A 24912-nucleotide genomic window follows, 5' to 3' on the forward strand; every position below is an offset into this window, starting at 1 on the left:
TTTAACGACATCATCTAAATTAGGTTAATCGGGAGGATAGATGGATTTAAGTTTTATCGGGAATATTAACTGGGAACTGATTGCCCAGCTTACCGTGCTGGCTGCGATTGTGATTGCTGGTCCTGTGGTTATTTTTCTGCTGGCTGCGTTTAGGGGAGACCTGTAGCCGTCTGTTTGTGGGAGCATCTTGCTCCCTGATGCATTGAAGCCGGGGAAGCTGTGTAGAGACGTGCCATGGCACGTCTGGGAGATGAGGGAGATAGGGAAGCAATATGATGACAGTTGTAGGGGCGGGTTTGACAACTATCGTTTGAAATGGTGCGTTACGCTACCCTACCCTACCCTACCCTACCCTTCGGGAACGCTGCGCGAACGGGAACGCTAACGCACCCTACACCCGCCCCGACTAAATGACCAATGACGAATCACAAGTTTAAAGCACGAGTTGCGGCTTTAATTAACTGATAATAATGAGGTTGGGTAACATCTACTTGTTTCGCATCATCCCGCTTGAAGCCTAAAAGTCCGGTACGCTGTCCTTTTTGAATCACCAGAACTTTGCCTTCAGAATTTCTAATTCGCAACTCGTTTAATGATTCCCATAAGCTACAGGTATAGCGACGTTCATTGTGATAAAATTCAGCTTTTTTAATCCCTGATGGGGCGGATTCACTCACCCGAATGCCGACTAATTCTAATTCAATCGTTACAGTTCCATTCCAGGCATTATCTTTGAGTTTATAGGCAATATCTACAGTAGAAGGTAGAGGGAAGTATTCACCCCAACGCCACGCGATCGCATTCAGTTGCTTGGTTCCATCAAATCCAGACAGGGTAAGCTTTAGATGCCCTTTCCCCACGAGTCTTTGTTCCACTACGCGCACATTCGGCGTCCAGAATATCGGGTCAGGATTACCAATCCCACAGGGATGCAATCGGTCTATTTGTTGGTAAAGATTATAAGTAATTTGATTAAAATTCGCCTCGGTGTCTATAGCGACTAAAGGCTTCAAATGTTCAGGTTCTAAACATTGATGGGCAAAGTGACTCAGTTGAGTTTGAAACGCGGTTAAATTTTCACTGGGTAACGAAAACCCTCCCGCTGCTTGGTGTCCGCCAAATTTCCCTAATAAATCATGGCAAAATTGTAGGGCTTCAAAGACATGGAATTCGGGAATTCCTCGTGCGGAACCGCGAATGTGTTCCTGATTTTCGTCTTCATAAGTACCAATAAATACCGGGACACCATACCGTTCCACCAGGCGCGACGCTACAATGCCAATCACCCCATGATGCCAATCCGGTTGCACTAAGACGAGAACGCGCTGCTGTTGCCAGTTTAACGCCTCTGTTTCAATTAGTGCGATCGCCTCTTCCTCGATTTCTGCACAAAGCTGTTGACGTTTTTGGTTAATTTGTTCGCATTGCATCGCCCGTTCTAAGGCGATTCCCGCATCGCTGGTGGTGAGGAGTTCAATCACGATTTGCGGATCAGCTAAACGCCCCACGGCGTTAATCCTGGGTCCAAGTTTAAAGCCGATATCTTCCGGTTTCAGGGCGATTTGGTCTTCACTGACGCCTGACATCTGAATTAAAGCCTGAATTCCCGCCAGTTGAGATTTAGGTAAGCGTTGCAAGCCTCGTTTTAACCAACGGCGGTTAATATCCGTTAAGGGGGCGAGATCGGCAATTGTACCTAGGGTGAAGAGTTCTAGGAGTTGGCTAGTGAGTCCCTGGAGTTGACCTAAATCTTGGGCAAGGGTAACCGCTAATATATAAGCTACACCGACACCAGCTAAACTGCGATAGGGGGAAGATTCAGGTAACTGTTTAGGGTTAAGAATCGCATCGGCGTTGGGGAGTTCAGGGGGAAGGTCGTGATGATCGGTAATAATAACCATGAGACCCAATTCTACCGCCCGGGCGATCGCGTCGTGTGCTGCAATCCCATTATCTACAGTCAGAATTATCCCCACGCCTTCATTAGCGAATTCTTCCACAATCCGAGTATTAATCCCATACCCCTCTTTCATCCGGCTAGGAATCCCATACTCCACATCCGCCCCTAACCACCGTAATGCCCGGAGTAACAAGGCGGTACTGGTCATGCCATCAGCATCATAGTCACCACAGATCGCTATTTTCTCATTTTCTGCGATCGCTTCTTTAAGCATCTCCACACTAATCGCCAAGTCGGGAAATTCATCCATCGGGCTGGGCATAGCCTGGGATTCTGGATATAAATAGACCATGGCTTGATCTACGGTGTCGAATCCTCGGTTAAGTAACACTTGACCCAGCAGGGGTGACAATCCTGTCCCTTGGGCGAGTTGGTTGGCTTTTTCTGGGTTAGCGGAGGAAATTTGCCATCGTTGATTGGGCAAAGATTTATGGGAAGGGGATTGGTCAGAACTAGATGGGCTGAACACGCTAACTTGGGCAATTACAGTTGGGCTAGGGATAGTTTACAGCAGATTGGTCTTATGTCTTATGTCTTTCGTCTTATGTCAAACATCTGATACCTGTTCTGCTTAATCGGGAACAAACACAGATGAGGACGTCTATAGGGGTGCAAGGCTTGCATTGGTGGAAAGTCGAGGTGTAGGGGCGGGTTTTACTGATAACGTTGTGGCACAAACTGATAACTTGACTAAACCCGCCCCTTTTTTTCCTTTGGTATCTATACCAAAGACCAAATCTGAATGATTTTCCTGATTAAGCTAATTTTGCCAGGACTGTGGCTAATTTACTACCCAATTGTTTCACCGCTGCTTGTTGTGTCTCATCAATCAAGTTCCCATTTTGATCAAATGCCTGATACGCATTGGAAATCGCTTTCTGATCCGGTAAAACCAACACGCCAATATTACCGAGAATGGCACGAACATGAATTAAACCCCGTAACCCGCCCATTCCTCCGGGTGAGGTACTCATCAAGACAGCTACTTTATCCCGAAAACAGGTGAGGGCAAGGGGGGGTTCGCCCGGTTCTGGACGAGATGCCCAGTCAATGGCATTTTTGAGTAAAGGTGAGATTGAACTGTTGTATTCCGGTGAGGCGATGAGTAAGCCTTGATGGGCTTTCATCAGTTGCTTGAATTGGCGGACAGTTTCCGGAATACCTGCGTTTTCTTCCAAATCTTGGTCATACAGGGGCATAGGTAAATCACGAAAATCTATATAGGTAACCTCCGCATCGGCTTCTTTTGCACCCTCAACCGCAATTTTTACTAATTTTTTGTTCCAGGATGCTGTGCGGGCGCTACCCGCGAATGCCAGAATTTTCGGTGAGTTGGTCATAATTGATAGTCATCCTTTCTCTAAGCTGATGTTGTGTGGAATTGAGTTGATACTTTAGGCGTATTGTCAATAGTCTACCGGAAGTTGGCAATTGGGACGTGTTAATGAGTTTCCGAGGAATCTAGACGCTGCGATCGCGTTTTCCGGCGTTGCCACCATGCGTCAATGGAGATATCATTAAAACTATTGCCAGCAATTAAGATAAAAAACACCAGACAATAAATCAATTGACTTGTTGCCGTATCCCAGTTTTGCAGTAATGTCACCCCATACATCAGCACGATCATTAAGCCAAATCCGGTGACTAACGCGGCTTGAGTCACTAATCCCAGTGTTACCAGAAATCCGACAATAAATTCCACAATTGGCACCAGTAAAGCGGGTGCCCTGACTAAGGGTTCGGGAATAAAGGTATCTTGAAATAAATCAACCATCGACTGGGCAAAGCCGGGAATATTACCGAGGCGTGTAAAGCCGTGGTTAAAAAAGTTTATGCCTAAAACGATTCGCAGCAATGTATAGGCGATGACAATATCTCGGCGACGGAACCAGGGGTTTGGTTGATGGTGCATTTGGTTAATTGTTGTTTGTAGTCAGTGCTTTAGCACTTGTTTTATTATCCTCTCTTGTCCGCCCTGATATGACTCGCACCCGCCCGTTTGACCCCTATTCAGCGATCACCCTTAAAAAGGTGGCGTGGTGAGGAATCACCGCACTTATAGGGCGGTGATGATGTCAATATTCAGATTACCATTGCCAAGTCACCCGAATTCGCGTTAGTATGAATACCTCCCCCCTCACCCATGGGGTTACCACTATTCAGGGTAACCCCACCCCCCTTAATCTTCCTTCCTCTGAGAATAATGTTTCCGCCATGGGTTTGCATTAAACCCGAACCGGAAAACCTGATCGCATCCTCACTGGTGATGCTAATAATACCGCCATTCGTGGTTAGCGCGATCGCAGTTCATCTCGCGCTTGGTTCATTTCTTCTAGGGAGGCTCCAGGTTCTAGTCCCAGTATTCTGTAGTAGTGGTCTAAATCGTTAGATGACATTGCCGTTTAGCACCTGTTGAGCCGTTAGCCCAAGGTTGGGGAACAGATCCGAGTGAACGCGATCGCTCCTTTTATATTCTGTCGGGTCATACCAACCTTCGACCAAGGTGAGGCGGGTAACTTTAGCCTCTAGGGGGTCAACCATCCAGTATTCAGGGATATCGAGAACGCTGTATTCTGAGCGTTTAGCGCGGTAGTCGGTGTGTTTGGTCGATTCACTCACCACTTCAACGACAAGCAGGGGTGGCGGTTCGTTTAATTCAATAATCGCTTCCCGATGTTGTAACTCACGCCACGGTTCTAGGGGAATTACTACCACATCGGGGATGCGAACGGTAGTCGTGGTCATGGCAGGTTAGGGGTTTGCGGCGGGTTGAACCATTCAAAAGTTCGGTACTTCAAGCTTAATCTAAAAAAAATCTATAGTTAGAGAGAATTAAGCTAAATACGTCATTATACTGGCTAATGTAGTCGTTAGCACTATCGCCCTCAAAAAAAATCTAATGTTTTACAATTAAATATTTTCACGCTTAATCGCTGAAGGAAAGCTGTGGGAATCACCATCAAACCACAATTTTACAGTGTTAAAATCTAGGCTATCTGCATTATATGACTCTTCAGTGTGTCTGTACTGATAGCTAATAATGTAGGACTATGAGGTAACATCAATGGATGCCAACACAAAGCCATCTAACAGTATTATGAATTTAATAGATGAGCGCACCAGGATTTGGCAAAAATACGATCAAACTCAGCAATTAGCAACAGAACTCAATAATTTTTCCTATTTTAACAATCCTAGCGTCAAAAAAAAGCTACCCCTCTTGAGTGCGAGTCAATCTCCCCCTGACGAACTGGCTGTAGCACTTGAGCAAATCAGGCAAGATGCTCAAAAAATTAAAACAATGGAATCCAATATTAGAAAGTATCAGAGTGAGATAGAGGCAAATAAAAAACAATTCTTTATGGTTGTTGGCGGTGCTATAGTTGCTTTGATTCTTGTTTTGTTTTTGATGCTCAATCGTTAACAATAATTCCCCACATAGAGGTTATTGTCGCTTATGTATTAACAAAACTTCACTCAACCAATCAGGAGCTAAGATGTTTTACTTATGGAAACAGCGTCAAGTTGAACTAGAAGCTAAAATCAACAACGTAAAAAAAGAGATAAAACAATACGAATCTCACGCTCAGGAGCGGTTCCAGCATGGTCAGCTTTACAAGCATAAGGCAAACGATCACTTTACCTCTCTACTCGTTCAGAACGCTGAAGAGATTGAATCATTCCTTGCTGAACACTTGCCGCCTCTGGTGAACGGTTGGATAGATTGGGAGGAAGAACATTGGCTATCCTGGCAACCGACGGAAGCAATTTTAGCCCCTCAAATACGCATTGGCGAAAATATAGAACAACGTGAGCTTAATGGCTTGCGTCCAGTTAGTGTACCTCACTACGCTCCATTTATCAGTTGTAATAAGACAATCATTATTCTCAGTGATGACAGTACCAATGAAGAAGGATTAGCGATCTTACAATCCTTGGCTATACGTACTGCGCTGATGTTACCTCATCAGGCTCGTTATACGTTATTAGATCCAGCCGGAAATGGTGCAGCATTTCCCATGCGTCGATATCTACCCCAAGTTCGCGAAACAGGTGATGATGTACGCCGTGATTTAGATGAAGTGATCAAGGAAATACGACGTATCAATGAGACGTTTTTAGATGCGGATTCAGACTCTTTTGAGCTTGTGCCAGAAGAACTGAGAGTGAATGAGCGGTTTGAGTTTATCTGTGCCGCAGATTTTCCCAATCAATACGATAGGCGGGCAATTGAAGCGCTACAAAGCATAGCCAACACGGGAACGAGAACAGGAAAGTATTTGTTTATTCACTACAACCAATCTTATGAACTTCCTCGTGACATGAATATGGAGGAATTTAAAAATGCTGCTTATATTACTTTAAATAATGGTTATGACAGAAATGAGGGAACCGCCTGTAATTTTATATTTTATCCTGATCAACCTCCATCGGCTCAACTCCAAAGCCAGTTATTTGAAAAATTACGTCAGGCAAAACCACCCGAAAGAAAACTGGATTGGGATGACGTTGTCGGTATTCCAGAAGAGGAGTGGTGGTCACAAAATACCGAAAAAATTATTGAAACACCCATTGGTGGTTCCGGAAGTAGTGGCTCATTAAATCTTTGGTTTGGTGAAAATAATGAGGGTCGCCCCTGTGCTCATGGAATGTTAGGTGCTATGACAGGCGGAGGTAAATCCAATCTCTACCATGTTTTAATTTTAGGGTTAGCAACACGCTACAGCCCCGAAGAATTACGAATGTACCTAATCGATGGCAAAAATGGGGTAGAATTCCAATATTACCGCCATTTACCTCACGCTGAAGTTGTGTCTCTCCACTCTCCTTCTGAATTATCTCGTAGTGTCCTGAGCGAGTTAATTTCAGAGAAAGAACGTCGTAATCGTCTATTTACCAAAGTTGGGGTTGTGGATCTGCCCAGCTATAGCAATCCTAAATTGATTGTGGCAATTTTCAAAACTGAAACCCTTGCTATACCTTGATTTCAAGCCGTCTACTTGTTGCATCCTATTTAGGATTGCTATATCGCAGCAAAGGTCAGCCAGAAGGTAAACTAGCACGCATCATCTTGGTTGTAGACGAATATCACGAACTTTTTGTCGGCGACCAAGATGGGATTGCTTCTAATCAGTTACTTCAGTTAGCACAGCAAGGGCGTAGTGCCGGAATTCACATGCTGCTGGCATCACAGCGTTTTGGTGCTGCTGGAATGATGCACCAAACCGCTATCTTCGGCAACGTCCATCTACGGATGGCAATGAAGATGACTGATTCAGATAGACAAGCGTTAACTGAATTTGGCAGACGGGGTAAGCAGTTAATTATGACGTGCGATTTACCTGGCAAGATTGTGATTAACGATGAAGCGGGAAATGATGGTGAAGGTGCCAATCGTGTTGGCAAAGTTGCTTTTATCAAACCAGAACGTATAGAAGAACTGCTCCAAACCCTGAGGAATAAAGCTCGTCAAAATCTGTCAGCGAAAGATTTACCCATGACAGTTATCTTTGATGGTCAAGCTCAACCCAATCTGATTGAAAATCCCCAACTACATAAGATTCTGGAACAACCACGATGGATGACGCCCAAAGAATGGCAAAAGTTAGCCCGTCAGTCAATCTATGACGGGGGGTTAGATCGATCCGATTGGTTTTCAGCAGAACGTCCCAACGTTATATGGCTGGGTCAAGAGTTTAGCGTGCGAGGACAGGCGATGATCATTCTACGTCGCCGTCTTGCGGAAAATATTTTAATCATTGGAGCCAATAATGCCGCACGGTATGGTATGTTGGCGGCTATCTTGACCAGTTTAGCGATTAACGCTAACCCTAAAATGATTCAGTTCATTATCCTGGATCGTAGTATGCCAGAAACTGACTGGTGTACAGCTTTGCCGTCTGTTTGTAAGTCTGTGCTGAAACAACCAAACTTTTCTGCTAAGTTAAGTCGAGATGGCAGACATACGGGAAAAATTTTGGAGTTCTTGCTGCGTGAATTAGACAAGCGTTCTAAACAAAGTGAAGACACGCTGTTGAAGCTGCCATCTATTTTTGTGATGATGACTGAACTGGAGCGAGTGGATGAATTGCGCCGTCAGGATGATGGCTACGGACTTACGGATTCACCCCTGGGTCAACAGTTACAACGCTTGTATAGCGAAGGATCACGACTAGGAATACATTTAATTCTGAGTTTTTCTAATCTCAGATCTATGATTAGTATTTTGGATGAACGCCGTGGGTTAGTCAATTTCCGACATCGTGTAGCACTACAAATGTCAGAAGATGACTCATTTACGTTTGTCCAAAGTCGAGACGCCTCTCGACTGCAATTAGATGGAGACGAACCAATATGTGGACTTTACAAAGATGTCGAGAATGACAAAACTGTACGCTTTAAACCCTATAGTATTGAATCCCATATTCCTTGGGAAGAACAGCTTAAGGAAATTGGCAATCGTTTAGTGACTTGGAGTAAAAAATCATGAGTCTGGATGACACGTTTCGGGAAATGCAGCGGTTTCACACGGAATTGAGAAAATTTAATGATATGTTAGGGGCTTCCATGAGGGATCTGCAAGTCAATCATGATAAAGTATCACCCCATTGGCAGGATGAAATGCGTCGGGACTATGATGCTCAGTGGAGAGAGTTCGATGAAATGATGAAACGTTATATGAACAGAGATGGTCCAAATTATGTCCGGTTTCTAGATGAAAAATTACGGCACTTATCCAGATATTTGAGAGGACGATAATCTAAGTAAAAATAGAATTTCAATCCAGTAAGCCATCGTTAGGGATGAAATTAACCATCGGAAAATCAGTAAAAGGATTGGAACAGTGGCGACAGACACGAGAATTTTACTAGCCGGTTTACAGGACTATCGCAAGAGCCTAGAAAAACATCTGACGCAGTTACGGTCAGAATATCAGCAACTTGAAAATAAATGGCGTGCTTTTAACGCCGTTGCTGAAGGAGATTATGCCGATCAGTTTCGTGGCGGTTGGTTGCGAACAGAAGCCCAATTTAAGGACTATATCAACCAGTCTGAGAAGATTAAAGTTTTATTAGAGGAACGCATTAGTGGGTTAATTGATCTGAACCGCCAGGAAGGTGGTATGACATGAGTGTTCGAGATCCACGCATTCTGATCCAAATACTGGATGATTTGATCCAGGAAATCGGACGCTGCACTGAGAGGGTTAGAAATACACTCCAGAAGGCATCATACACCCAACGATGCGCCCAAGAGCAAATAGAACGAGGGTTACATTCTGCAAATGTTTTTAAGGATTGGGTAGAGTGCGATCGCGAAAATGTTCAAGATGCAGACGCTGAAGTCGCTAACTTGTTATCCAAATGCTCTGAAGCTGAACAGGTATCCCATGAAACTCTAGATGAGGTGGAGGAAGTGTTTCACTATGCTCAGGTTACGCTTCAGCAGTGGAAACAAGAATTAAACAAAGCTCTAGCTTGGTTAGAACGAGCTAAGGCAAGATTGGAACGGGCTATCCAAGAAGAAAATGCAGCACAGAGAAATTGGGAATCTGCCCAAGATGAAATGAAACAAGCGGAGATAAGATGGCAAAGATGTTTGAATGATACTGAACGTCGAAACTGTAACCGAGAGAAAAAAGCCTATGAGTTAGCTCGATTAAACGTTAAACAGGCATTAGAACGATGGCAAGCAGCAAAAATAGAGGTAAGTTTGGCGAAGGAAGAAGTAGCCCAAGCTCAAGCAAGGGTAAATTGCTGTAGACAAGCTGTTGACTATGCAAAGCAGGCTGTAGCCCAAGCTCAATTGGCTCTGGAACACGCTAATCAAGCTGTTAATTCCGCAGAACGCAGTTTGGAAGAAGCAGAAGCTTCTAATCGTTTTATGGTTTCAGCGCAGACTAAGGTGACAGAAGAAACTGATCTCACTGAACAGATGATTTTAGCAGTTCATCAAGCTCAAACTCTCACCAGCGAGGCGCAAATTCATTATCAAAACGGCGAATATGCCGCTGATTCGGCTCAACGATTAGCTACTTTAGGATGCCAGGAACTTGAATACCGGGTACAAGCATTATACAGTTTTAACAGTTCCTCTTCTCAGTCAGAAAAAACAGCAGGGAATAGAAAATCGATACTACATTCAATAAACCCTATTAAATCACAAGTTAGAGCAACTATAAACATCACTGAACAAACCTATAGCTTTAAAAAAACTGATAACGAAAAATTACAATTGTTCATCGAAAGAGCTAGAGCCAAGGCGTCAGGAGTTCCTGTAGAAGTTGCTGAAGGCATAGGTTTTGAAAAATTTTATATAGAAACTCAGCTAGATCCATCTAAATATTGGGATAAACAATTTCACCATAATCCTGAAGAAGACAGAAGACGGGTCGATGCATTTGCTATTTCTGAAGAAAATGGAGAAGACGTTATCCATTTGATAGAAATTATGCGCTCTGGCAAGCAATTTAATAATCAAAAAGGGCGTAAATTTAAGCAGTCTGAAATTTATGGAGATACCTTAGGACGATTTCTAGTATTAAAAAAACCTGTAAAAATAAAGTATGTATTTTTGGAAAAACCAGAAACTCACCAGATAAACAACTTACGAAAAGCTCTCCAGCAAGGCATCGAAAAATCTGTACAAGAAAGATTTAAGTATCTTACTAAAGAAGAAAATCAAGATAGTAATCAACTGACAACAGATGTCAATATAGATGTTGTTATCGAATCATGGAGCGGTGGTAATTGATGTATAACTAACTCCAAAATTTTACTGAATGGATAACAAAAAGCCTTTTAAATCAAATAAAAAATGAAAACTTTAATCATAGTTAATAATATATTGCTGTAACATTGTAATTTATTTTTTTTTGCAAATAAACTTTTTTTATGGAAGAAATAACCTGGTACGCTAAACAACGATCGCAGATGGAAGAAATACTCTGGTATATGGAACAGCGATCGCGTTCTCTCAAAGATTACCGCAAAGACAAGCAGAGACAATGGGATGATCAAGCGGCTCGTGATATCAATCGTCGTTACCTTAATCCTCATGAAGAAGATACTCAGCAAATGTTACATTTGCTCAAGCAGCAACAAACTTTATTAAAGCAAGCAGACAGCCAGATCGAGTCAGCACGAGATTGTCGTGTGAAAATTGAGAAACTTTCAGAGGAGATAGAACGGTTATTACAGTTTACACAACAGGATATTCAAAGAACCTATAGCGATTATCATATTTACCTGGATAACCATTTAGAGGCTAAGTCACTATTACCCAAAATCCGAGAACTGATTCATCAAGCCAATCAGGTTGGTAGCTAAATCAAACGAGCTTATTTAAACCCGCACCGTACAACTTTCTTCAATCAACCGCGCCGCAATTTTTCCCGAACTCATCACCCCTGGTAATCCCGCCCCCGGATGCGTTCCCGCTCCCACAAAATAGAGATTCGGAATATCCTCACTCCGATTATGAGGACGAAACCAAGCCGACTGCGTGAGAATCGGTTCCACGGAAAACGCACTGCCTAAATAACTATTTAACGTATCACGAAAATGCAACGGATCAATATAATGTTCGGTGACTATATGCTTAGACAAATCCGGCAAATAATGCTGTTCTAAATACTCAATAATCCGATCCCGATACGGTTTCGCCATCACCCGCCAATCGGTTTGACTCCTCAAATTCGGAACTGGCGATAACACATACCAACTATCACACCCAGGTGGGGCTAATGATGAATCAGTCGCCGTCGGATGATGTAAGTACAACGCAAAATCCTCCGCAAGCTGCTGACGCCCAAAAATATCCCGCATTAATTCCCGATACCGAGTCCCCATCAATATTTCATGATGTGCCATCTCTGGATACTGACGATTTGTACCAAAATACAGCACAAACAACGACATGGAATAACGCATCTGTTTAACGCGACGGTCATTATATTTGCGGCGAAATTTCTGGGAAACTAAATTCAAGTACGTAAACGCCACATCCGCATTACTCACCACCGCATCTACCTTCAGCCCCTCTCCACCCTCTACCCTCACGCCTGTGGCTTGTTTCGTCCGTTCATCTATGACAATTTCCGTTACCGATTGATTCAGTAATAGTTGTCCCCCAAGTTCCTGAAACAATTGCACCAACGCCTGAACTAATGCGCCCGTTCCTCCCATGGGAAACCAAATCCCAAACGCCTGTTCTAACTTGTGAATCATGGCGTAGATAGCCGTACTCTGAAATGGATTCCCTCCAATTAATAAAGGATGAAAGCTAAAAACTTGCCGCAATCGTTCATCTTGAATGTACTGATTCACCAACCCAGCCACGGATTTATAAGTCTGTAAGCGAATCAAATCCGGAGCCACGTTTAGCATATCCGTGAAGCGACTAAACGATTGCTCCATTAACGGCAATCCTTTCTCGAAAATAGCGTTTGCGGCTTTAGCAAAGCGTTGATATCCGGCGACATCGGCTGGATTAAACGCCCGAATTTGTTCAATTAAATAGTCGGTAGAATTATTGTAGTGAAAGACTGACCCATCGGGAAAGCGGACGTTATAAAAGGGTTCAAGGGGGACAAGTTTGACATAATCGGCAGTCTTTTTCCCAGCTAGGGCAAATAATTCATCGATTAAATGTGGCACCGTAATAATCGTGGGACCCCCATCAAAGGTAAACCCCTGCTGTTGATAAACATACGCACGCCCCCCGGCGCGATCGCGCTTTTCCACAATCGTTACCCGATGACCCCCAGCCTGTAACCGAATCGCTGCCGAGAGTCCCCCAAATCCGCTACCAATGACCACAATATGCATAGTTAGTTTTGAGTAGAGACGCGCCATGGCGCGTCTGTCTGAATGTAGGGGCGGGTTTGACTATTATCCTTTGTTTGAGACCTCATGTAACTAAACCCGCCCCGGTTGAACGGCTAAGGGAACGTTCTTGTTGCTATTGATGGTAACCTTTGACCAAGGACAACGGACATAAGACCAATGTCACTGACTTAAGCTGGGTTCGTAGTAGGCACTTTAGTGCCAGAAGCGCTAAAGCGCTTACTACAAACTCTAAAGTCAGTGCCATTCGACATAAGACCAATGACAACGGATAAATCGCTCTATCATAGGTAAAGATGTAAAGAAATGTAAAATTATATGCCAGATAAAGTTATAGTGGTCGTCGGTGCCACAGGGGGTATTGGATCGGCTATAACCCACCAATTGGCAAAAGAGGGAGCCAATTTAGTCCTCGCCGCCAGACAGAGCGATCGCCTAGCCACTTTGACCTCCCAACTCCCCATGGCTAACCTAGAGCAAATCTTAAATGTACCCACGAATATCACCGATCCAGCCCAAGTGGAAACGCTGATGCAGAAGGCGGTTGACAAGTTTGGTCAAATTGACGTACTCATCAATGCGGCAGGGGCGGGAATTCTTAAACAGTACAACAAAATTACATCGGCTGACTTAGAGGCGATGCTGGACTTAAATCTCAAAGGTAGCTTCTATACCTGTCAAGCCGCCGCTGAAGTGATGAAGGGTCAAAAATCCGGTCACATTTGTAACATCATTGGCATTTTAGGCAAACATTCCATGGCGATGGCGTCAGCGTACTGCGCCTCGAAGTTCGGCGTTGTCGGATTTAGCAAATGTATGGCAGATGAATTAAAGCGCTTTGGGATTAAGTTTACACTCTTTTACTTTGGCGGTGTAGATTCGCCCTTCTGGGATAATGTCAGCTTAAAAGTGGATCGCAAAAAGATGCTGACTCCGCAAACAGCAGCGAATGCCATTCTGTTTGCCCTGAGAGCTGATCCCCAAGCCGTACCAATGGAAATCAACATCCAGCCAGAAAGCCATCTATTTTTCTGATCACTAATTCTTGTCTTTTCCGGGGTTTCCATGGGCAATCAACAAATGACCGAAAACAATGGGTCTCAAGCTCCTCGTCCTTCGACACGCTCAGGAACACCTTCCAGGGCGACTTTTATGTGCGACAATATTGATTTAGGGTTTTTCCACGTCAAATGCTGGTTTTTGAGTTCAAGGCTAAAGGAAAAACAACTCAATATTCAGCGATCGATGAAGCGATAAGAACAGCTCAGTTTGTTCGCAATAAGTGCATCCGTTACTGGATGGACAACAAAAATGTTGGGCAAAAAGACTTGTATCGTTACAACACATCGCTAAGAGCTGAGTTTCCTTTTGTCAAAGACATAAATTCCCATGCTTGCCAAACGGCTGTAGAACGAGCCTATTCGTCAATCGCTCGATTCTACAGTAATTGCAAAAAAGCTATTCCGGGAAAGAAAGGTTATCCAAAATTCAAGAAAAACTGTCGTTCGGTTGAATATAAGACTAGCGGATGGAAACTTTCCGAAACTCGGAAGCAAATAACCTTCACAGACAAAAAGGGAATTGGTCAACTCAAGCTCAAAGGGACGTGGGATTTAAACTTCTATCAACTTGATCGGATAAAACGGGTGCGGTTGGTTCGTCGCGCTGATGGCTACTACGTACAATTTTTGGTTAATCCTGAGCGAAGTCGAAGGGTTAACGCTGAAAACAAAATAGAAAGCCAGCCGACAGGAAACACCATCGGTTTGGATGTGGGACTCAAAGAATTCTATACCGATAGCAATGGATACCAAGAACCTAATCCCCGGTTTTATCAGGAGGGCGAAAAACGTCTAAGATTTCTTCAAAGGCGAATTTCACGCAAAGAAAAAGGCTCGGTCAACCGAAAGAAAGCGATTAACCGATTAGGGCGAAAACACCTCAAAATAAGTAGGCAGCGTGAAGAACATGCCAAGAGAGTGGCACGTTGCGTCATCCAATCTAACGATTTGGTCGCTTATGAAGATTTGAGGATCAAAAACCTAGTCAGAAATCATTGTTTAGCCAAATCGATTAATGATGCAGGTTGGTATCAGTTCAGAAAATGGTTAGAGTATTTTGGAGTTAAATTTGGCAAAACAACCATTGCGGTTAATCCTGCCTACACCTCTGAGCAATGCTCTAACTGCGGCACAGTAGTTAAAAAATCTTTGTCCACTAGAACTCACATTTGTCGATGTGGATGCGTTTTGGATCGAGACTGGAATGCTGCAATCAATATTCTGAAAATAGCCTTAAGTACGGCAGGGCATGTCGGAACTTGGATTTTAACACCTCGACTTTGCTCGGTGTTAATCCTGAGCGAAGTCGAAGGATTAAATCTGAACGCTTCGGGAGACCCGACCTCTACTTTGATTGGAGAAATCCTGTCAAGGCAAGCCGGATCGGTGAACGAAGAATCTTCGTCCTTGTAGGGTGGAGAGTGTCAAAACCAAGTAAGCTGCCGGATCGGATAAGCGATGAGAATCGATCACATTCACTTTTATGTTAAAGATGCGCTAACCTGCCGCGATTGGTTTGTTCAGCAGATGGGTTTTGAATTTGTGGCATCGGGGGCGAGTTGTCACACATGCACTACAGTAGTTAAGAATGGTGCTATTTATTTTGTCCTGTCGTCTGCGATCGCGCCGAATAGTCCCGTTGCCCAGTTTCTGCGCCAGCATCCTCCAGGTGTTGCTGATATTGCCTTTAAGGTTGCCGATCTGGAATGGAGCCTGGAAAAACTTCTCCAACGCGGCGCTAAGGTCTTACAACCTCTTCAAACCCAAGTTTATGAGGATGGATGCATAAAGTGGGCTAAAGTCGCTGCATGGGGCGATATGACTCATACTTTGGTCGAACGCCATAGCTTTAATCCCATCCTCTGCTTTCCGGTACAGGTAGACTGGCTGAGTGAAACTAAGTTGGGGTCAAACGGAGTCAGTCAAAAAGACAAGGGAGATGGGGGATTTGACTCAAAACTCGGTCAGGGCGGGTTGTGTACAAACGTTACCATCGATAGCGACAAGAAAATCCCTAAACCCGCCCCTACAAATCCTGTCCTTGAGCGAAGTGAAGGGTCAACATTCACCCCTCAGACGCACCATGGCGCGTCTCTACATTCAACACTTCCCCAATCCCCAACTGAAGCGTTTACCCATATCGATCACATTGTCCTGAATGTGGCGGCTGGGGATTTAGCGAAAGCGGTTCAGTGGTATCAGCAGGTGTTGGACTTCCAACCGCAGCAGGTGTTTACCATCCAGACTGAGAAATCTGGCTTATGCTCTCAGGTGATGGTGCATCCGGTAACCGGGACACAATTGCCCATTAATGAACCGACATCGGCGAATTCTCAAATTCAGGAATTTCTGGATGTGAACGGAGGAGCCGGAGTCCAGCATATTGCTATAGCCACGAGAAATATTGTGGGTACGATCGCGCAACGGCGTCGTCAGGGTATGTCCTTCATCAACGTTCCCCCCAGTTATTACAGTCAACTGCGCGATCGCTATCCGGGTTATAATTTCTCGACGGCGGCATGGGATGCGATCGCGCAGCAGCAAATTCTAGTGGATTGGCAAGCTCAATCCCCGCAAGCGTTGCTGCTGCAAACCTTTACCCAACCCATTTTCGCCGAACCCACCTTCTTTTTTGAGTTCATCGAACGGCGATGGGGAGCCAAAGGCTTTGGTGAGGGGAATTTCCAGGCTTTGTTTGAGGCGATCGAGCGGGAGCAGATGAAACGCGGTTGTTTGCCGATGGAAAAGAGTTGATCCGTATTTTTTAGGGAAAAGAGGGAACAGGCAACAGAGAAGGTAGGTAGCTACAGGAAAAAAAGCTGAACATCTCTACCCATTGTTACCCAAAATTATGTCCTCAAACCATGTCCTCTTTCCGAAGTGAAGAAGTGAAGGAGAAGTGAAGGATGGGCAGAGATTTATCCCGATGGAATTTACCCTCTTGTCTTCTCCTCTTCCCCCCTTTCATCGCAGGAAGCTGCTAATCAGCCAGAACAAGACAAAGGTGACCAAGGAGGCAAATTTCTCAACGGTCAAACCCATGTCGATAAGCAGTGACTCTAATGCTCCTCCCAGAACGGTTCCCAACGCTACACCTAGCAGTAAACCAACGAGGGTGAGCAATACAGCCCGACCAAATTGTTGTTCTTTGCGATTGAGGAAATAAATCGTACCGCCAAACCCCAAGGCGACAGTAAAGGTAAGAATTGACGCTTCTGGATAAAACAGAGTCAGACCAATCAAGACCAAGAACACAACCGTGGGGGCAACTAGATCACTCCTCGTCGGGGTATCTAACAGTCCTTGCAACCAAGCCGGAGAGGAATTGGCTGAGGGAGAGCTAAAACCCAAAGGGGTTTGTGGCACTTTTTCCCGTTCTGGAAAACGAATGCGTTCTGGAACCTTGATTTTTCCTTCTTGGCGCATTCTGAGGCGATCCATAATAATCGCATCATAAGCCGCCTCTACTGACTCGACAAGCTTAGGTTCGCCGCGATGCTGCTGCATCAAGCGCCCTTTAGCATCCTGAATTTCATCAAAGGAAGCATCTTCTGTAACCCCAAGTTTTTCGTAGGGATTTTGATCGCTCATTCAAAACCTCCTAGACATCCCTTTTTTCACTGGTATATGTAAGACTCTACACTGGTTATTATGATAGACATCGATTTTCTAAACCCTGCTGCACCCAATGGGTAACAGCCTAGTTTATGTACCGAGTGCCATGCTAACTCCCTTGCAAGCTAGTGTAGCCTGTTCTTTGCAAACAAGTCCTCTTGGCAGAAAAATTCGTTGAGGCAAGCCCAAGTGATGCCAGATCTGCCAAAAGCGGTTATGCTATTGGGCGGCTGCCCTATTTTCCCACTTGGGTAATGATGCTAGCCGCTATTGGCATCCCTGCATTCTCTGGCGATAATTGACTTAAATGCTGATTACGCCATTGATGTCACAAAAATCTATATCCTGATTCCTGATCCAGCTACGCTATAAGAGTATTGACTAAAATGCTCAATACATCCTAGTGGTGAATAGGTGTGCATCTTGTATCAATCCCTGAAATTAGTTCTCCGTGGAAATTTATGACCATGGTCTCCGCCAAAATTCTTGTCGTGGACGACGATCCGGCAATCCGCAATTTAATAATTCGCTTTTTGAGCACAAAGAACTATCAAATGGAGTCGGCGCAGGATGGTAAGACGGCTCTAGCCACATTTAAGCAATTCAACCCAGACTTAGTAATTCTGGATGTGAATTTGCCAGATGCCCTTGGCTACAACCTTTGCCGGGAAATGCAAAGCATGAATGATGTTTTTGTCCTCTTCCTCACGTCTCGCGATCAACCCGATGACAAAAATCAAGGGTTCAAACAGGGTGGTGATGATTATCTCACCAAGCCCTTCGATTTAATGGAACTCGAAAACCGAGTTGGGGCGATTTTGAGACGTAAGCGAGAAATTACGCCGTCTGACCAACAACGTCTCGTTTACAATCACTTGACGATTGATCCCACCCGTCGGGAGGTGACCCTTCACGACCAACTTGTCCCCTTGACCGCTCTAGAGTTCGATTTGTTACATTTCTTAGCATCTCACCCGGGTCAAGTCCTGCGCCGTTCTGAATTGATTCAGGAAGTTTGGGAATACGACTATGTTGGAGACCAACGAGTTGTTGACGTTCATATTGGACAAATTCGCAAAAAGATCGAAATCGATGCGAGTGACCCGAAGTTAATCCAAACAATTCGGGGGGTTGGCTACAAGTTTGAAGCACCCAACACTGAGCAAAATAATGGGCAACGGTCTTTATGAACAACTGACACCAAGCTTATGTCATGGTGTCAGTTTTTGAGTTCATCACGAATTGCTTCATCATAGACTGCCTACGATTAAGTCTTACATCCTGTCTATCAGCAGCCGCCCGGATTCCCAAGACCGATAGAATTTTGATTCCCCCCTTACCAATCTGATGTTGGTTACTTTTTCATTCTTAGTGAGTGAGTGCCATCCTTAGGACATCAATATCCTGGCGTTTTGTGGAAGTTTAAGCACTGAGAAATGAGAACAGCTAGGGAAAAATCAGTTAGTATCTACCAATTCTTTGTCTTCACGTTCGCTAAAAACTATGTTTTTAGCTAGCTTGAGACGGAGTAGCGGCATGGTTATTGCTATCTGTTGAATCACCTTCAGAAGTAGCTTGCTGCTGAGTTTCAGACAGGGCAGGTGTTTTCGCCGCTTGTTCTAATTGTTGAGCCTCCCGCTTAAATTCCGTTTCAAATTCTCTCGAGGCATCTTGAAAACCACGAATAGCTTTCCCTAGACTCTGACCAATCTCTGGTAACTTTTTCGGTCCAAATACTAATAACGCCACGATTAAAATCAGCGCCATTTCCGGTAAACCAATACCAAAAACGTTCATTTCATAACCTCCTGATATACCAATAGCGGTTTCTATTGTATATCAAATGCTAAAGTTTAGTTTTCATTGACAATTATCTCCCCACTGACAAGCAGACAGGGAGAGGATATTCATGGTTCATGCCTGATTAGAGAAAAGTTTATGGCTATGAACCATGAACGATGAACCATGAACGCTCAAAACCTAGAGACCTATTGACCTAGGCTTCTCCAATCCACATTGATGTTCTCTAGCAACAGCGAAGAGTTGTATAGCTGCAAGATAATTAGCAAGAAAACGAAGAATAAGAGTATGAACACTGCCATTAAGGGCGTTGTTCCCCAACCGGGAGCTACTTTACCATATTCAGAGTTCAGGGGTTTGAGAATATCTCCTAACCGCGTCTGTTGTGCCATGGGTCACCTATGATTAATTTCGATCACGTTTTGTAATGTTCTGTAATATTATAGAGGAAGAAGACTCATTTATATGATATCCACAATGGAACCTGCAATAGTTCTTAGCATTTCAGTCGCTGTGATTCTAATCGCCGTCACTGGCTTTTCCATCTACACAGCGTTTGGTCCGCCTTCGGCTGAATTGAGTGATCCATTTGAAGACCATGAGGACTAAGCTCTGACTTTCCGGTCTGAAGGGAGGGGAGTTATTTCTGAGCTTCGCTTTATTTGTGAGCTTTGCTCCACGGCGCTAACACAAGGAGTTATTGGTCAAAAATGCTAGACTGATAACTTGCTACTTTAGGAACTAAAAATCTATGCTGCATCGGCGTTACCAGTTTGATTCGAGTCAAATTATGCACCGGGCTGAGGAGCTAGTCACCGCTGCTTCTAACCGCTATCGGATTACGGTGCAAGTGGCAAATCGGGCAAAGCGCCGTCGCTATGAAGATTTTGAAAATCTGGATGATCCAATGATGAAGCCAGTACTGCGGGCAATCATTGAGATGTCTGATGAATTGACACAACCGGAAATTATTGGGGACTAAAGGTGGGCGCTAGTGCAGCGCCCTTGGAAATACTTGAGCAGCTTCGTAGATACGATTAAGCTCTTGGAGCATGTAGAGACGTAGCATGCTACGTCTGGAAGCTGGGGAAGAGGAAAATAGGTAATCGTCTACCAGAGAGGGAGTAATCTTTATGGCGACAGCTATATCATCCTATTCACTATGATCCAACTGAAACGGAAGGGTAAGGCGACGCGCTTAGTTATGCTGTTCACCCTTGCCATTCTGACGAGTATCAGCTTGGGCTGGGGTAAAGCGGGGATTAGGACTATCCCCGTTTTGTCAATTATAAGTTCCCAACCCGCCAGCGCCCAATTAATGCGATCGCAGGATACTTGGCGTCAAGTTTATGAACAGTTGCCCGATTTTCCCAAAGAAAACCAGTATGTCACCAATGAAACGGGCGAAGTCAATTTAGAGAGTACATTGGTAAGTCGTCTGATTCGTTATCACCTGTATGAGAAAAGACGTCTTCCTAATTATCGGTTTGATTGGAAGTTGACGCTGGCTGACTATCTGGGGGCGAATGAGTATATCAATGAATCTGAGTATCCTGGTAGTAACACATTAACGGAAAATCCGATGGCAGGCGATCGCGCGGCGATAGAAAAGCTGACGCGCCAGCAGCGAGAGGAGTTGATTGAGGTTTTGGTTAGCATTTATAATCCCAATCGCCCCGATCCCCAAATGTCAACACCCAACCCGCAGCCGTCGCCGCCTTCTACTCCAACTCGCCCATCTAATCCCCGATTACCTCAACCTGGGGATGCTGATTTACTGAACATCAATTTTTGACATTACCATTTAGCACTTGTTGAGCCGTTAGCGCCAGGTTGGGGAATAGAGGAGAGTGTATGCGATCGCTCCCTTATTTGTATCGAGGAAGTACATCTGAATAGTTAGTTGAAATTATCAAAATCTATCGGTTCACCCAAGTCAGCATGGCGTTCTCTATCAATCTGAGCAAAAAGCTTAAATCTTACCTGCTATAGCAACCGCCATAGCGGTTAGGACACATCATTTATGTAGAGACGCGCCATGGCGCGTCTCTACAATGGTGCCGAAAGTCCTAATCGATGTGTCTACTGCTATATTTCTCAAACGTCTACAATGATGCAAGCAAGTATCAGCAATGAGTAAATTTCAGCTATTTGATGCCGTTAATTTAACACAGGAAATTAGTTTAACAGATGGAGGAGTTGCACCTCCGGGAACCACTGGAGCTATTGTTGAAGTATTCAATAATGGCGAAGCTTATTTAGTTGAGTTATTTGGTGGATGGGTGAAAGCGGAAATCAGCGGTAATTTTATCCCAGCTAACCCAGATGAACCTGACGCTTTTATGGAAACTCTTGGTGTAGAAACAGTTTATCCCCATCAGTTGCACTTAGTCAAATCTGCTCGTGAGATTATGGGAGTTCGGGAACATTTAGCGGCTGTTCTAGATAATTTATCCGATGATTTAGTTGCCGAAGTTCGCGATTTTGCCGAATTTTTACAGCAAAGACAACAAAAGCAGGTAAGCTAACAAAATGCTTACTGACCCTGAACTGCGCTGGAGTTTAGACTAAGTAGTCGAAAAAAAAAGCGGCACTTTATGAAGTTTTGAATGCTTAGAGATGGCTGAAAGCATACACCAAACCTGTAGCCCCAACTCAAAGCAGGACATTGATCTGTGAGAAGGGGTTAAGTGTTACGAGAGGCTCAAAAACCTAAAACTTAAAACCTTATCTCAACCAGTATGTCCCGCTTTAAATTTATAGCCTGTTGGTTAATGCAAAAAGTGACGCATACCTGTTAGCACCATAACTAAACCCAATTCATTCGCCGCCTGAATCGAATCCTTATCCCGTAAACTTCCACCAGGTTGTACGATCGCACTTATTCCAGCATCAGCCGCTGTGCGTACTGAGTCATCAAAGGGGAAGAATCCATCACTGGCGAGAATACCCCCTGTCGCTTTTTCCCCAGCTTGTTCCAAGGCAATTTTCACCGCACCGACGCGATTCATTTGACCTGCACCAATTCCTAATGTGGCGCGATCGCGGGTGACGACAATGGCGTTGGATTTAACGTGTTTACAAACCTTCCAGGCAAATAATAACTCTTCTAATTGATCGGTTGTCGGTTGCTTGTCGGTGACAATTTGCCAGTCGTCGGGGTTATCGACTACATCATCTGAGGCTTGTACCAGTAACCCGCCAGCAATAGCTTTTACAGTTTGCTTGGGACCTTGTTGTAAGTCTGGTAAAAGTAATACTCTTAACTTCGATTTTTTCGCCAGAATCTCTTTGGCGTCGGGTTCACACTCTGGCGCGACGACACATTCCAAGAAGGTTTGGGTTAACGCCCCGGCTGTAGACATGTCAATCGGATGGTTCAAGGCGACAATACCGCCAAAGGCAGAAACGGGATCAGCATGTAAGGCTTTTTCGTAAGCTTCAAAAAGCGTACCTCCTAACGCCACACCACAGGGATTGGTATGTTTCAGAACAGCCGCCGCAGGTAAATCAGTAAATTCAGTAATAATCCGCCGTGCGGCTTCTAAATCCACTAGGTTATTGTAACTGAGTTCTTTTCCTTGCAGTTTGGTTGCGGCTGTCCATCCCGTGGGAGAGGTTCCGGTTTGATACCAGGTGGCGGATTGATGGGGATTTTCTCCGTAGCGTAGGGATTGCAGTTGCTTTCCAGAGAGGACAAAATCTTCTTGGGTAGAGGATGAGGTGGATGAGGTTTCCTGGGTTTGGCTGAGGTAGGAGGTGATCGCGCGATCGTAATCACCTGTATGAGAAAATGCTTCTATCGCACAAGATTGGCGGAATTCTAGAGACGGGTGATGCTCATGCTGGCGTAATTGTTCGAGATAGGTGTCATATTGACTGGGGTTACACAAAACTGTGAGATGGGCAAAGTTTTTGGCTGACGCCCGTAACATGGCGGGTCCACCAATATCAATATTCTCGATCGCCTCTGATAATGTCACATCCGGTTTCGCGATCGTTTCTGCAAAGGGATACAAGTTCACCACCACCAAATCAATGGGTAGAATCTGATGGGCTACCATTTGTTCCACATCTTCCGCCACATCACGCCGTCCCAGAATACCACCATGAATCCGGGGATGCAGGGTTTTCACTCTACCCCCTAAAATTTCGGGAAATTCTGTATAATCAGATACTTTAGTTACGGGTAAGTCCGCCGCTTGCAGGGCTTTTGCGGTTCCCCCACTACTCATTAAGGCAAAGTCAAATTCTGTAACTAACTGACGGGCAAACTCAACCAGTCCAGTTTTATCCGATACACTCAGCAGGGCTAAACGTGCCATAACTCTTCTCAATCACAATCTTCTTTAGGATATCTGGGATTGGGGATGTTTCGTCATTGGTCATTCGTCATTCGTCATTGGTCATGCGTTAAGTCGGGGCGGGTTTAGTTACATCTGGGTGTAACCGCAAAGATAGTTGTGAAACCCGCCCCTACACAATTTCCCCCATCTTCCTCCTCTCCTGATAACTGATAACTGATAACTGATAACTGATAACTGATAACTCCTTCATCAAAAATCCCGTCCTCGCCAATTAGGGGGACGGGATTATTTTTGGGAAACTCAAAATTACGATGAAGCAATAGCGAGTTTTCCGGCTACAACTAATCCTTATAAGTCGGATTTTTGGATAGCTTGTGGTGGCAATTCTGTTGGGAGGATGTCACCAAATAACAATACCAACAAATTCTCTCCTCAATCTCTACCCACCAGTCGGCTTAAGGCATCGGATGGAAAAGGAGATCCGGGAAAAAGCGGTTAAACTCAATCAAAATTCCGGCGGTAATGGTTAGCCAAACAGCAATTAACACCGGGGCTAAGGACAGATACTTGAGAAAATACTGCATCACACTTCTCCTGAACGTAATAGGTAAGGTAAGTCAATCAAGCCAATCTCTAGATTAGCGAGGGGATACGGGAATTTCATCCGCCTTGGCATACAATTTGCCAGAAAGGGCTTCTTGTACGGCTGCTAGGGGCCAAATAAAACCAAAGAGCATTTTATTAATTGCCAAAGGCACGTCGATGATAATTTCTTTTTCTTCGGGATTCTTTTCGCTTTGAATCGCTTGTAAATAGGCGCGACCAACCCAACCAATCCAGCCAGCCATATATAGCCAGAGAATGCTAGGAATGAGAAAGTCACCCGCTCGACTCCAGCGACCATCGGCAATCAAGTGGGGCAGTCCGTCATCACCACAGAGGGCTTCGGAATAACGCTCAAAGCGTTTTTTGCCGGAATCGGGGTCGTCGGTGGTTGGACGGGCGTTCTGCGCTCGTTGCTGAAATGCGGGGGACTCACTACAGGGGGTGAGATGGTCAAAATCAGCCAAGGCTGGGGTGACAAAGCTAAACCAGAGGGTAACGGCGAAAAGTAGAGCCAACAATCGTCGCATAGAATTGTTTCCTTTTGTTACGAAATCTAAAGCTTTATGTACGAAACACAGAAACGGTTTGTACACTCCAGCCATATTACTCTGAGAGGTTGAACCGAGTAAAGTTTATGTGAACTACCAACATCAAATCAAAGATTATGATGTTGGCTTCGCGTCTCATTCGCCGATGCCGCCACACCCTCAAGATGT

At 44.6% G+C, this 24912-nt stretch carries 29 protein-coding genes; 17 read left to right on the forward strand and 12 right to left on the reverse strand.

Features of this window, described 5'->3' with window-relative positions; all coding sequences use genetic code 11:
- The first annotated feature begins 40 nt into the window (after positions 1-40).
- Positions 41-166, forward strand: coding sequence for a photosystem II reaction center protein Ycf12/Psb30 (psb30, locus tag MC7420_RS05770; RefSeq protein WP_006099423.1), 126 nt, complete (start codon positions 41-43; stop codon positions 164-166).
- 259 nt (positions 167-425) lie between these two features.
- Here psb30 and recJ read toward each other — a convergent pair whose 3' ends face one another.
- The 4 genes from recJ to MC7420_RS05790 all read right to left on the reverse strand — a co-directional run bounded on the left by recJ (position 426) and on the right by MC7420_RS05790 (position 4705).
- The gene (gene recJ, locus MC7420_RS05775) at positions 426-2429 is read right to left on the reverse strand and encodes a single-stranded-DNA-specific exonuclease RecJ (RefSeq protein ID WP_198016386.1); all 2004 of its coding nucleotides are present in this window, start codon (positions 2427-2429) and stop codon (positions 426-428) included.
- Between the two features lie 286 nt (positions 2430-2715).
- Complete coding sequence (locus MC7420_RS05780; protein WP_006099189.1) at positions 2716-3300, reverse strand: NADPH-dependent FMN reductase; 585 nt, start codon at positions 3298-3300, stop codon at positions 2716-2718.
- Between the two features lie 101 nt (positions 3301-3401).
- A complete protein-coding gene (locus tag MC7420_RS05785; RefSeq protein WP_006099596.1) occupies positions 3402-3872 on the reverse strand; it encodes a DoxX family protein in 471 nt (156 codons plus the stop codon).
- Between the two features lie 473 nt (positions 3873-4345).
- Positions 4346-4705, reverse strand: a complete 360-nt coding sequence (locus tag MC7420_RS05790; protein ID WP_006099374.1) for a Uma2 family endonuclease — start codon at positions 4703-4705, stop codon at positions 4346-4348.
- A 319-nt stretch (positions 4706-5024) separates the two neighbouring features.
- Here MC7420_RS05790 and MC7420_RS05795 point away from each other — a divergent pair, with 319 nt between their 5' ends.
- From MC7420_RS05795 to MC7420_RS05820, 7 genes are all read left to right on the forward strand, one after another.
- A complete protein-coding gene (locus MC7420_RS05795; protein ID WP_006099333.1) occupies positions 5025-5384 on the forward strand; it encodes a hypothetical protein in 360 nt (119 codons plus the stop codon).
- A gap of 73 nt (positions 5385-5457) precedes the next feature.
- Positions 5458-6945: an FtsK/SpoIIIE domain-containing protein gene (locus tag MC7420_RS34910; protein WP_006099549.1), complete on the forward strand. Its 1488-nt coding sequence runs from the start codon at positions 5458-5460 to the stop codon at positions 6943-6945.
- Positions 6942-8450, forward strand: coding sequence for an FtsK/SpoIIIE domain-containing protein (locus MC7420_RS34915; RefSeq protein WP_006099304.1), 1509 nt, complete (start codon positions 6942-6944; stop codon positions 8448-8450). Before MC7420_RS34910 ends, MC7420_RS34915 begins: the two co-directional genes overlap by 4 nt.
- Positions 8447-8719, forward strand: a complete 273-nt coding sequence (locus MC7420_RS05805) for a hypothetical protein (RefSeq protein WP_044205403.1) — start codon at positions 8447-8449, stop codon at positions 8717-8719. Before MC7420_RS34915 ends, MC7420_RS05805 begins: the two co-directional genes overlap by 4 nt.
- A gap of 85 nt (positions 8720-8804) precedes the next feature.
- The gene (locus MC7420_RS05810) at positions 8805-9092 is read left to right on the forward strand and encodes a hypothetical protein (RefSeq protein ID WP_006099530.1); all 288 of its coding nucleotides are present in this window, start codon (positions 8805-8807) and stop codon (positions 9090-9092) included.
- On the forward strand, positions 9089-10714 hold the full coding sequence (locus MC7420_RS05815; protein ID WP_006099406.1) for a hypothetical protein: 1626 nt from the start codon (positions 9089-9091) through the stop codon (positions 10712-10714). Before MC7420_RS05810 ends, MC7420_RS05815 begins: the two co-directional genes overlap by 4 nt.
- A 140-nt stretch (positions 10715-10854) precedes the next feature.
- Positions 10855-11289, forward strand: a complete 435-nt coding sequence (locus MC7420_RS05820; protein ID WP_006099297.1) for a hypothetical protein — start codon at positions 10855-10857, stop codon at positions 11287-11289.
- Between the two features lie 15 nt (positions 11290-11304).
- Here MC7420_RS05820 and MC7420_RS05825 read toward each other — a convergent pair whose 3' ends face one another.
- Complete coding sequence (locus MC7420_RS05825; protein WP_006099407.1) at positions 11305-12789, reverse strand: phytoene desaturase; 1485 nt, start codon at positions 12787-12789, stop codon at positions 11305-11307.
- A 336-nt stretch (positions 12790-13125) separates the two neighbouring features.
- Between MC7420_RS05825 and MC7420_RS05830 the strand changes: the two genes are divergently transcribed.
- From MC7420_RS05830 to MC7420_RS05840, 3 genes are all read left to right on the forward strand, one after another.
- On the forward strand, positions 13126-13842 hold the full coding sequence (locus MC7420_RS05830; protein WP_006099278.1) for an SDR family oxidoreductase: 717 nt from the start codon (positions 13126-13128) through the stop codon (positions 13840-13842).
- A gap of 155 nt (positions 13843-13997) precedes the next feature.
- On the forward strand, positions 13998-15281 hold the full coding sequence (locus MC7420_RS05835; protein WP_006099215.1) for an RNA-guided endonuclease InsQ/TnpB family protein: 1284 nt from the start codon (positions 13998-14000) through the stop codon (positions 15279-15281).
- Between the two features lie 45 nt (positions 15282-15326).
- Positions 15327-16622, forward strand: a complete 1296-nt coding sequence (locus MC7420_RS05840; protein WP_006099509.1) for a 4-hydroxyphenylpyruvate dioxygenase family protein — start codon at positions 15327-15329, stop codon at positions 16620-16622.
- 210 nt (positions 16623-16832) lie between these two features.
- Here MC7420_RS05840 and MC7420_RS05845 read toward each other — a convergent pair whose 3' ends face one another.
- Positions 16833-17459, reverse strand: coding sequence for a CPP1-like family protein (locus MC7420_RS05845; protein WP_006099494.1), 627 nt, complete (start codon positions 17457-17459; stop codon positions 16833-16835).
- Between the two features lie 182 nt (positions 17460-17641).
- Between MC7420_RS05845 and MC7420_RS39230 the strand changes: the two genes are divergently transcribed.
- Together MC7420_RS39230 and MC7420_RS05850 are read left to right on the forward strand one after the other, a co-directional pair.
- Positions 17642-17785, forward strand: a complete 144-nt coding sequence (locus tag MC7420_RS39230; protein ID WP_006099496.1) for a hypothetical protein — start codon at positions 17642-17644, stop codon at positions 17783-17785.
- Positions 17786-17944: 159 nt separating this feature from the next.
- Positions 17945-18673: a response regulator transcription factor gene (locus MC7420_RS05850; protein WP_315897218.1), complete on the forward strand. Its 729-nt coding sequence runs from the start codon at positions 17945-17947 to the stop codon at positions 18671-18673.
- A gap of 319 nt (positions 18674-18992) precedes the next feature.
- Here the strand turns inward: MC7420_RS05850 and MC7420_RS05855 are convergent, their stop codons facing one another.
- Both MC7420_RS05855 and psbH read right to left on the reverse strand, forming a co-directional pair.
- Positions 18993-19280, reverse strand: coding sequence for a TatA/E family twin arginine-targeting protein translocase (locus tag MC7420_RS05855; RefSeq protein ID WP_006099206.1), 288 nt, complete (start codon positions 19278-19280; stop codon positions 18993-18995).
- Between the two features lie 191 nt (positions 19281-19471).
- Positions 19472-19675 carry a photosystem II reaction center phosphoprotein PsbH gene (gene psbH, locus MC7420_RS05860; RefSeq protein ID WP_006099348.1) on the reverse strand — a complete coding sequence of 68 codons (204 nt, stop codon included), beginning with the start codon at positions 19673-19675 and terminating at the stop codon, positions 19472-19474.
- 85 nt (positions 19676-19760) lie between these two features.
- Here psbH and psbN point away from each other — a divergent pair, with 85 nt between their 5' ends.
- The 4 genes from psbN (at position 19761) to MC7420_RS05880 (ending at position 21811) form a co-directional block, all read left to right on the forward strand.
- Positions 19761-19892: a photosystem II reaction center protein PsbN gene (gene psbN / locus MC7420_RS36585; protein WP_006099531.1), complete on the forward strand. Its 132-nt coding sequence runs from the start codon at positions 19761-19763 to the stop codon at positions 19890-19892.
- A 142-nt stretch (positions 19893-20034) separates the two neighbouring features.
- Positions 20035-20265, forward strand: a complete 231-nt coding sequence (locus tag MC7420_RS05870) for a DNA-directed RNA polymerase subunit omega (protein ID WP_006099459.1) — start codon at positions 20035-20037, stop codon at positions 20263-20265.
- Positions 20266-20445: 180 nt separating this feature from the next.
- Complete coding sequence (locus tag MC7420_RS05875) at positions 20446-21078, forward strand: hypothetical protein (RefSeq protein ID WP_006099392.1); 633 nt, start codon at positions 20446-20448, stop codon at positions 21076-21078.
- A gap of 337 nt (positions 21079-21415) precedes the next feature.
- Entirely contained in the window at positions 21416-21811 is a 396-nt protein-coding gene (locus MC7420_RS05880; RefSeq protein ID WP_006099464.1) for a DUF2281 domain-containing protein, read from the forward strand.
- 243 nt (positions 21812-22054) lie between these two features.
- Here MC7420_RS05880 and purH read toward each other — a convergent pair whose 3' ends face one another.
- From purH to MC7420_RS05900, 4 genes are all read right to left on the reverse strand, one after another.
- Entirely contained in the window at positions 22055-23608 is a 1554-nt protein-coding gene (gene purH, locus MC7420_RS05885) for a bifunctional phosphoribosylaminoimidazolecarboxamide formyltransferase/IMP cyclohydrolase (protein WP_006099220.1), read from the reverse strand.
- A gap of 104 nt (positions 23609-23712) precedes the next feature.
- A complete protein-coding gene (locus MC7420_RS05890) occupies positions 23713-23910 on the reverse strand; it encodes a hypothetical protein (RefSeq protein WP_006099484.1) in 198 nt (65 codons plus the stop codon).
- Positions 23911-24045: 135 nt separating this feature from the next.
- Entirely contained in the window at positions 24046-24174 is a 129-nt protein-coding gene (psaJ, locus tag MC7420_RS05895) for a photosystem I reaction center subunit IX (protein WP_006099310.1), read from the reverse strand.
- 54 nt (positions 24175-24228) lie between these two features.
- Complete coding sequence (locus MC7420_RS05900) at positions 24229-24723, reverse strand: photosystem I reaction center subunit III superfamily (protein WP_006099326.1); 495 nt, start codon at positions 24721-24723, stop codon at positions 24229-24231.
- Positions 24724-24912: the final 189 nt, after the last annotated feature.

Origin of the sequence: Coleofasciculus chthonoplastes PCC 7420, assembly GCF_000155555.1 — a bacterium.
Lineage (GTDB): Bacteria > Cyanobacteriota > Cyanobacteriia > Cyanobacteriales > Coleofasciculaceae > Coleofasciculus > Coleofasciculus chthonoplastes_A.

Coding starts and splice junctions, on each gene's coding strand:
- MC7420_RS05780 (WP_006099189.1), bottom strand. CDS start 3,300: ATGACCAACTCACCGAAAATTCTGGCATTCGCGGGTAGCGCCCGCACA.
- MC7420_RS05870 (WP_006099459.1), top strand. CDS start 20,035: ATGCTGCATCGGCGTTACCAGTTTGATTCGAGTCAAATTATGCACCGG.
- psbN (WP_006099531.1), top strand. CDS start 19,761: ATGGAACCTGCAATAGTTCTTAGCATTTCAGTCGCTGTGATTCTAATC.
- MC7420_RS05900 (WP_006099326.1), bottom strand. CDS start 24,723: ATGCGACGATTGTTGGCTCTACTTTTCGCCGTTACCCTCTGGTTTAGC.
- MC7420_RS05875 (WP_006099392.1), top strand. CDS start 20,446: ATGATCCAACTGAAACGGAAGGGTAAGGCGACGCGCTTAGTTATGCTG.
- MC7420_RS05850 (WP_315897218.1), top strand. CDS start 17,945: ATGACCATGGTCTCCGCCAAAATTCTTGTCGTGGACGACGATCCGGCA.
- MC7420_RS05835 (WP_006099215.1), top strand. CDS start 13,998: ATGCTGGTTTTTGAGTTCAAGGCTAAAGGAAAAACAACTCAATATTCA.
- purH (WP_006099220.1), bottom strand. CDS start 23,608: ATGGCACGTTTAGCCCTGCTGAGTGTATCGGATAAAACTGGACTGGTT.
- MC7420_RS34910 (WP_006099549.1), top strand. CDS start 5,458: ATGTTTTACTTATGGAAACAGCGTCAAGTTGAACTAGAAGCTAAAATC.
- MC7420_RS05825 (WP_006099407.1), bottom strand. CDS start 12,789: ATGCATATTGTGGTCATTGGTAGCGGATTTGGGGGACTCTCGGCAGCG.
- MC7420_RS05785 (WP_006099596.1), bottom strand. CDS start 3,872: ATGCACCATCAACCAAACCCCTGGTTCCGTCGCCGAGATATTGTCATC.
- MC7420_RS05840 (WP_006099509.1), top strand. CDS start 15,327: ATGAGAATCGATCACATTCACTTTTATGTTAAAGATGCGCTAACCTGC.
- MC7420_RS05795 (WP_006099333.1), top strand. CDS start 5,025: ATGGATGCCAACACAAAGCCATCTAACAGTATTATGAATTTAATAGAT.
- psaJ (WP_006099310.1), bottom strand. CDS start 24,174: ATGCAGTATTTTCTCAAGTATCTGTCCTTAGCCCCGGTGTTAATTGCT.
- MC7420_RS05815 (WP_006099406.1), top strand. CDS start 9,089: ATGAGTGTTCGAGATCCACGCATTCTGATCCAAATACTGGATGATTTG.
- MC7420_RS05805 (WP_044205403.1), top strand. CDS start 8,447: ATGAGTCTGGATGACACGTTTCGGGAAATGCAGCGGTTTCACACGGAA.
- MC7420_RS05880 (WP_006099464.1), top strand. CDS start 21,416: ATGAGTAAATTTCAGCTATTTGATGCCGTTAATTTAACACAGGAAATT.
- psb30 (WP_006099423.1), top strand. CDS start 41: ATGGATTTAAGTTTTATCGGGAATATTAACTGGGAACTGATTGCCCAG.
- MC7420_RS05820 (WP_006099297.1), top strand. CDS start 10,855: ATGGAAGAAATAACCTGGTACGCTAAACAACGATCGCAGATGGAAGAA.
- MC7420_RS05855 (WP_006099206.1), bottom strand. CDS start 19,280: ATGAACGTTTTTGGTATTGGTTTACCGGAAATGGCGCTGATTTTAATC.
- MC7420_RS05830 (WP_006099278.1), top strand. CDS start 13,126: ATGCCAGATAAAGTTATAGTGGTCGTCGGTGCCACAGGGGGTATTGGA.
- MC7420_RS05845 (WP_006099494.1), bottom strand. CDS start 17,459: ATGAGCGATCAAAATCCCTACGAAAAACTTGGGGTTACAGAAGATGCT.
- psbH (WP_006099348.1), bottom strand. CDS start 19,675: ATGGCACAACAGACGCGGTTAGGAGATATTCTCAAACCCCTGAACTCT.
- MC7420_RS05790 (WP_006099374.1), bottom strand. CDS start 4,705: ATGACCACGACTACCGTTCGCATCCCCGATGTGGTAGTAATTCCCCTA.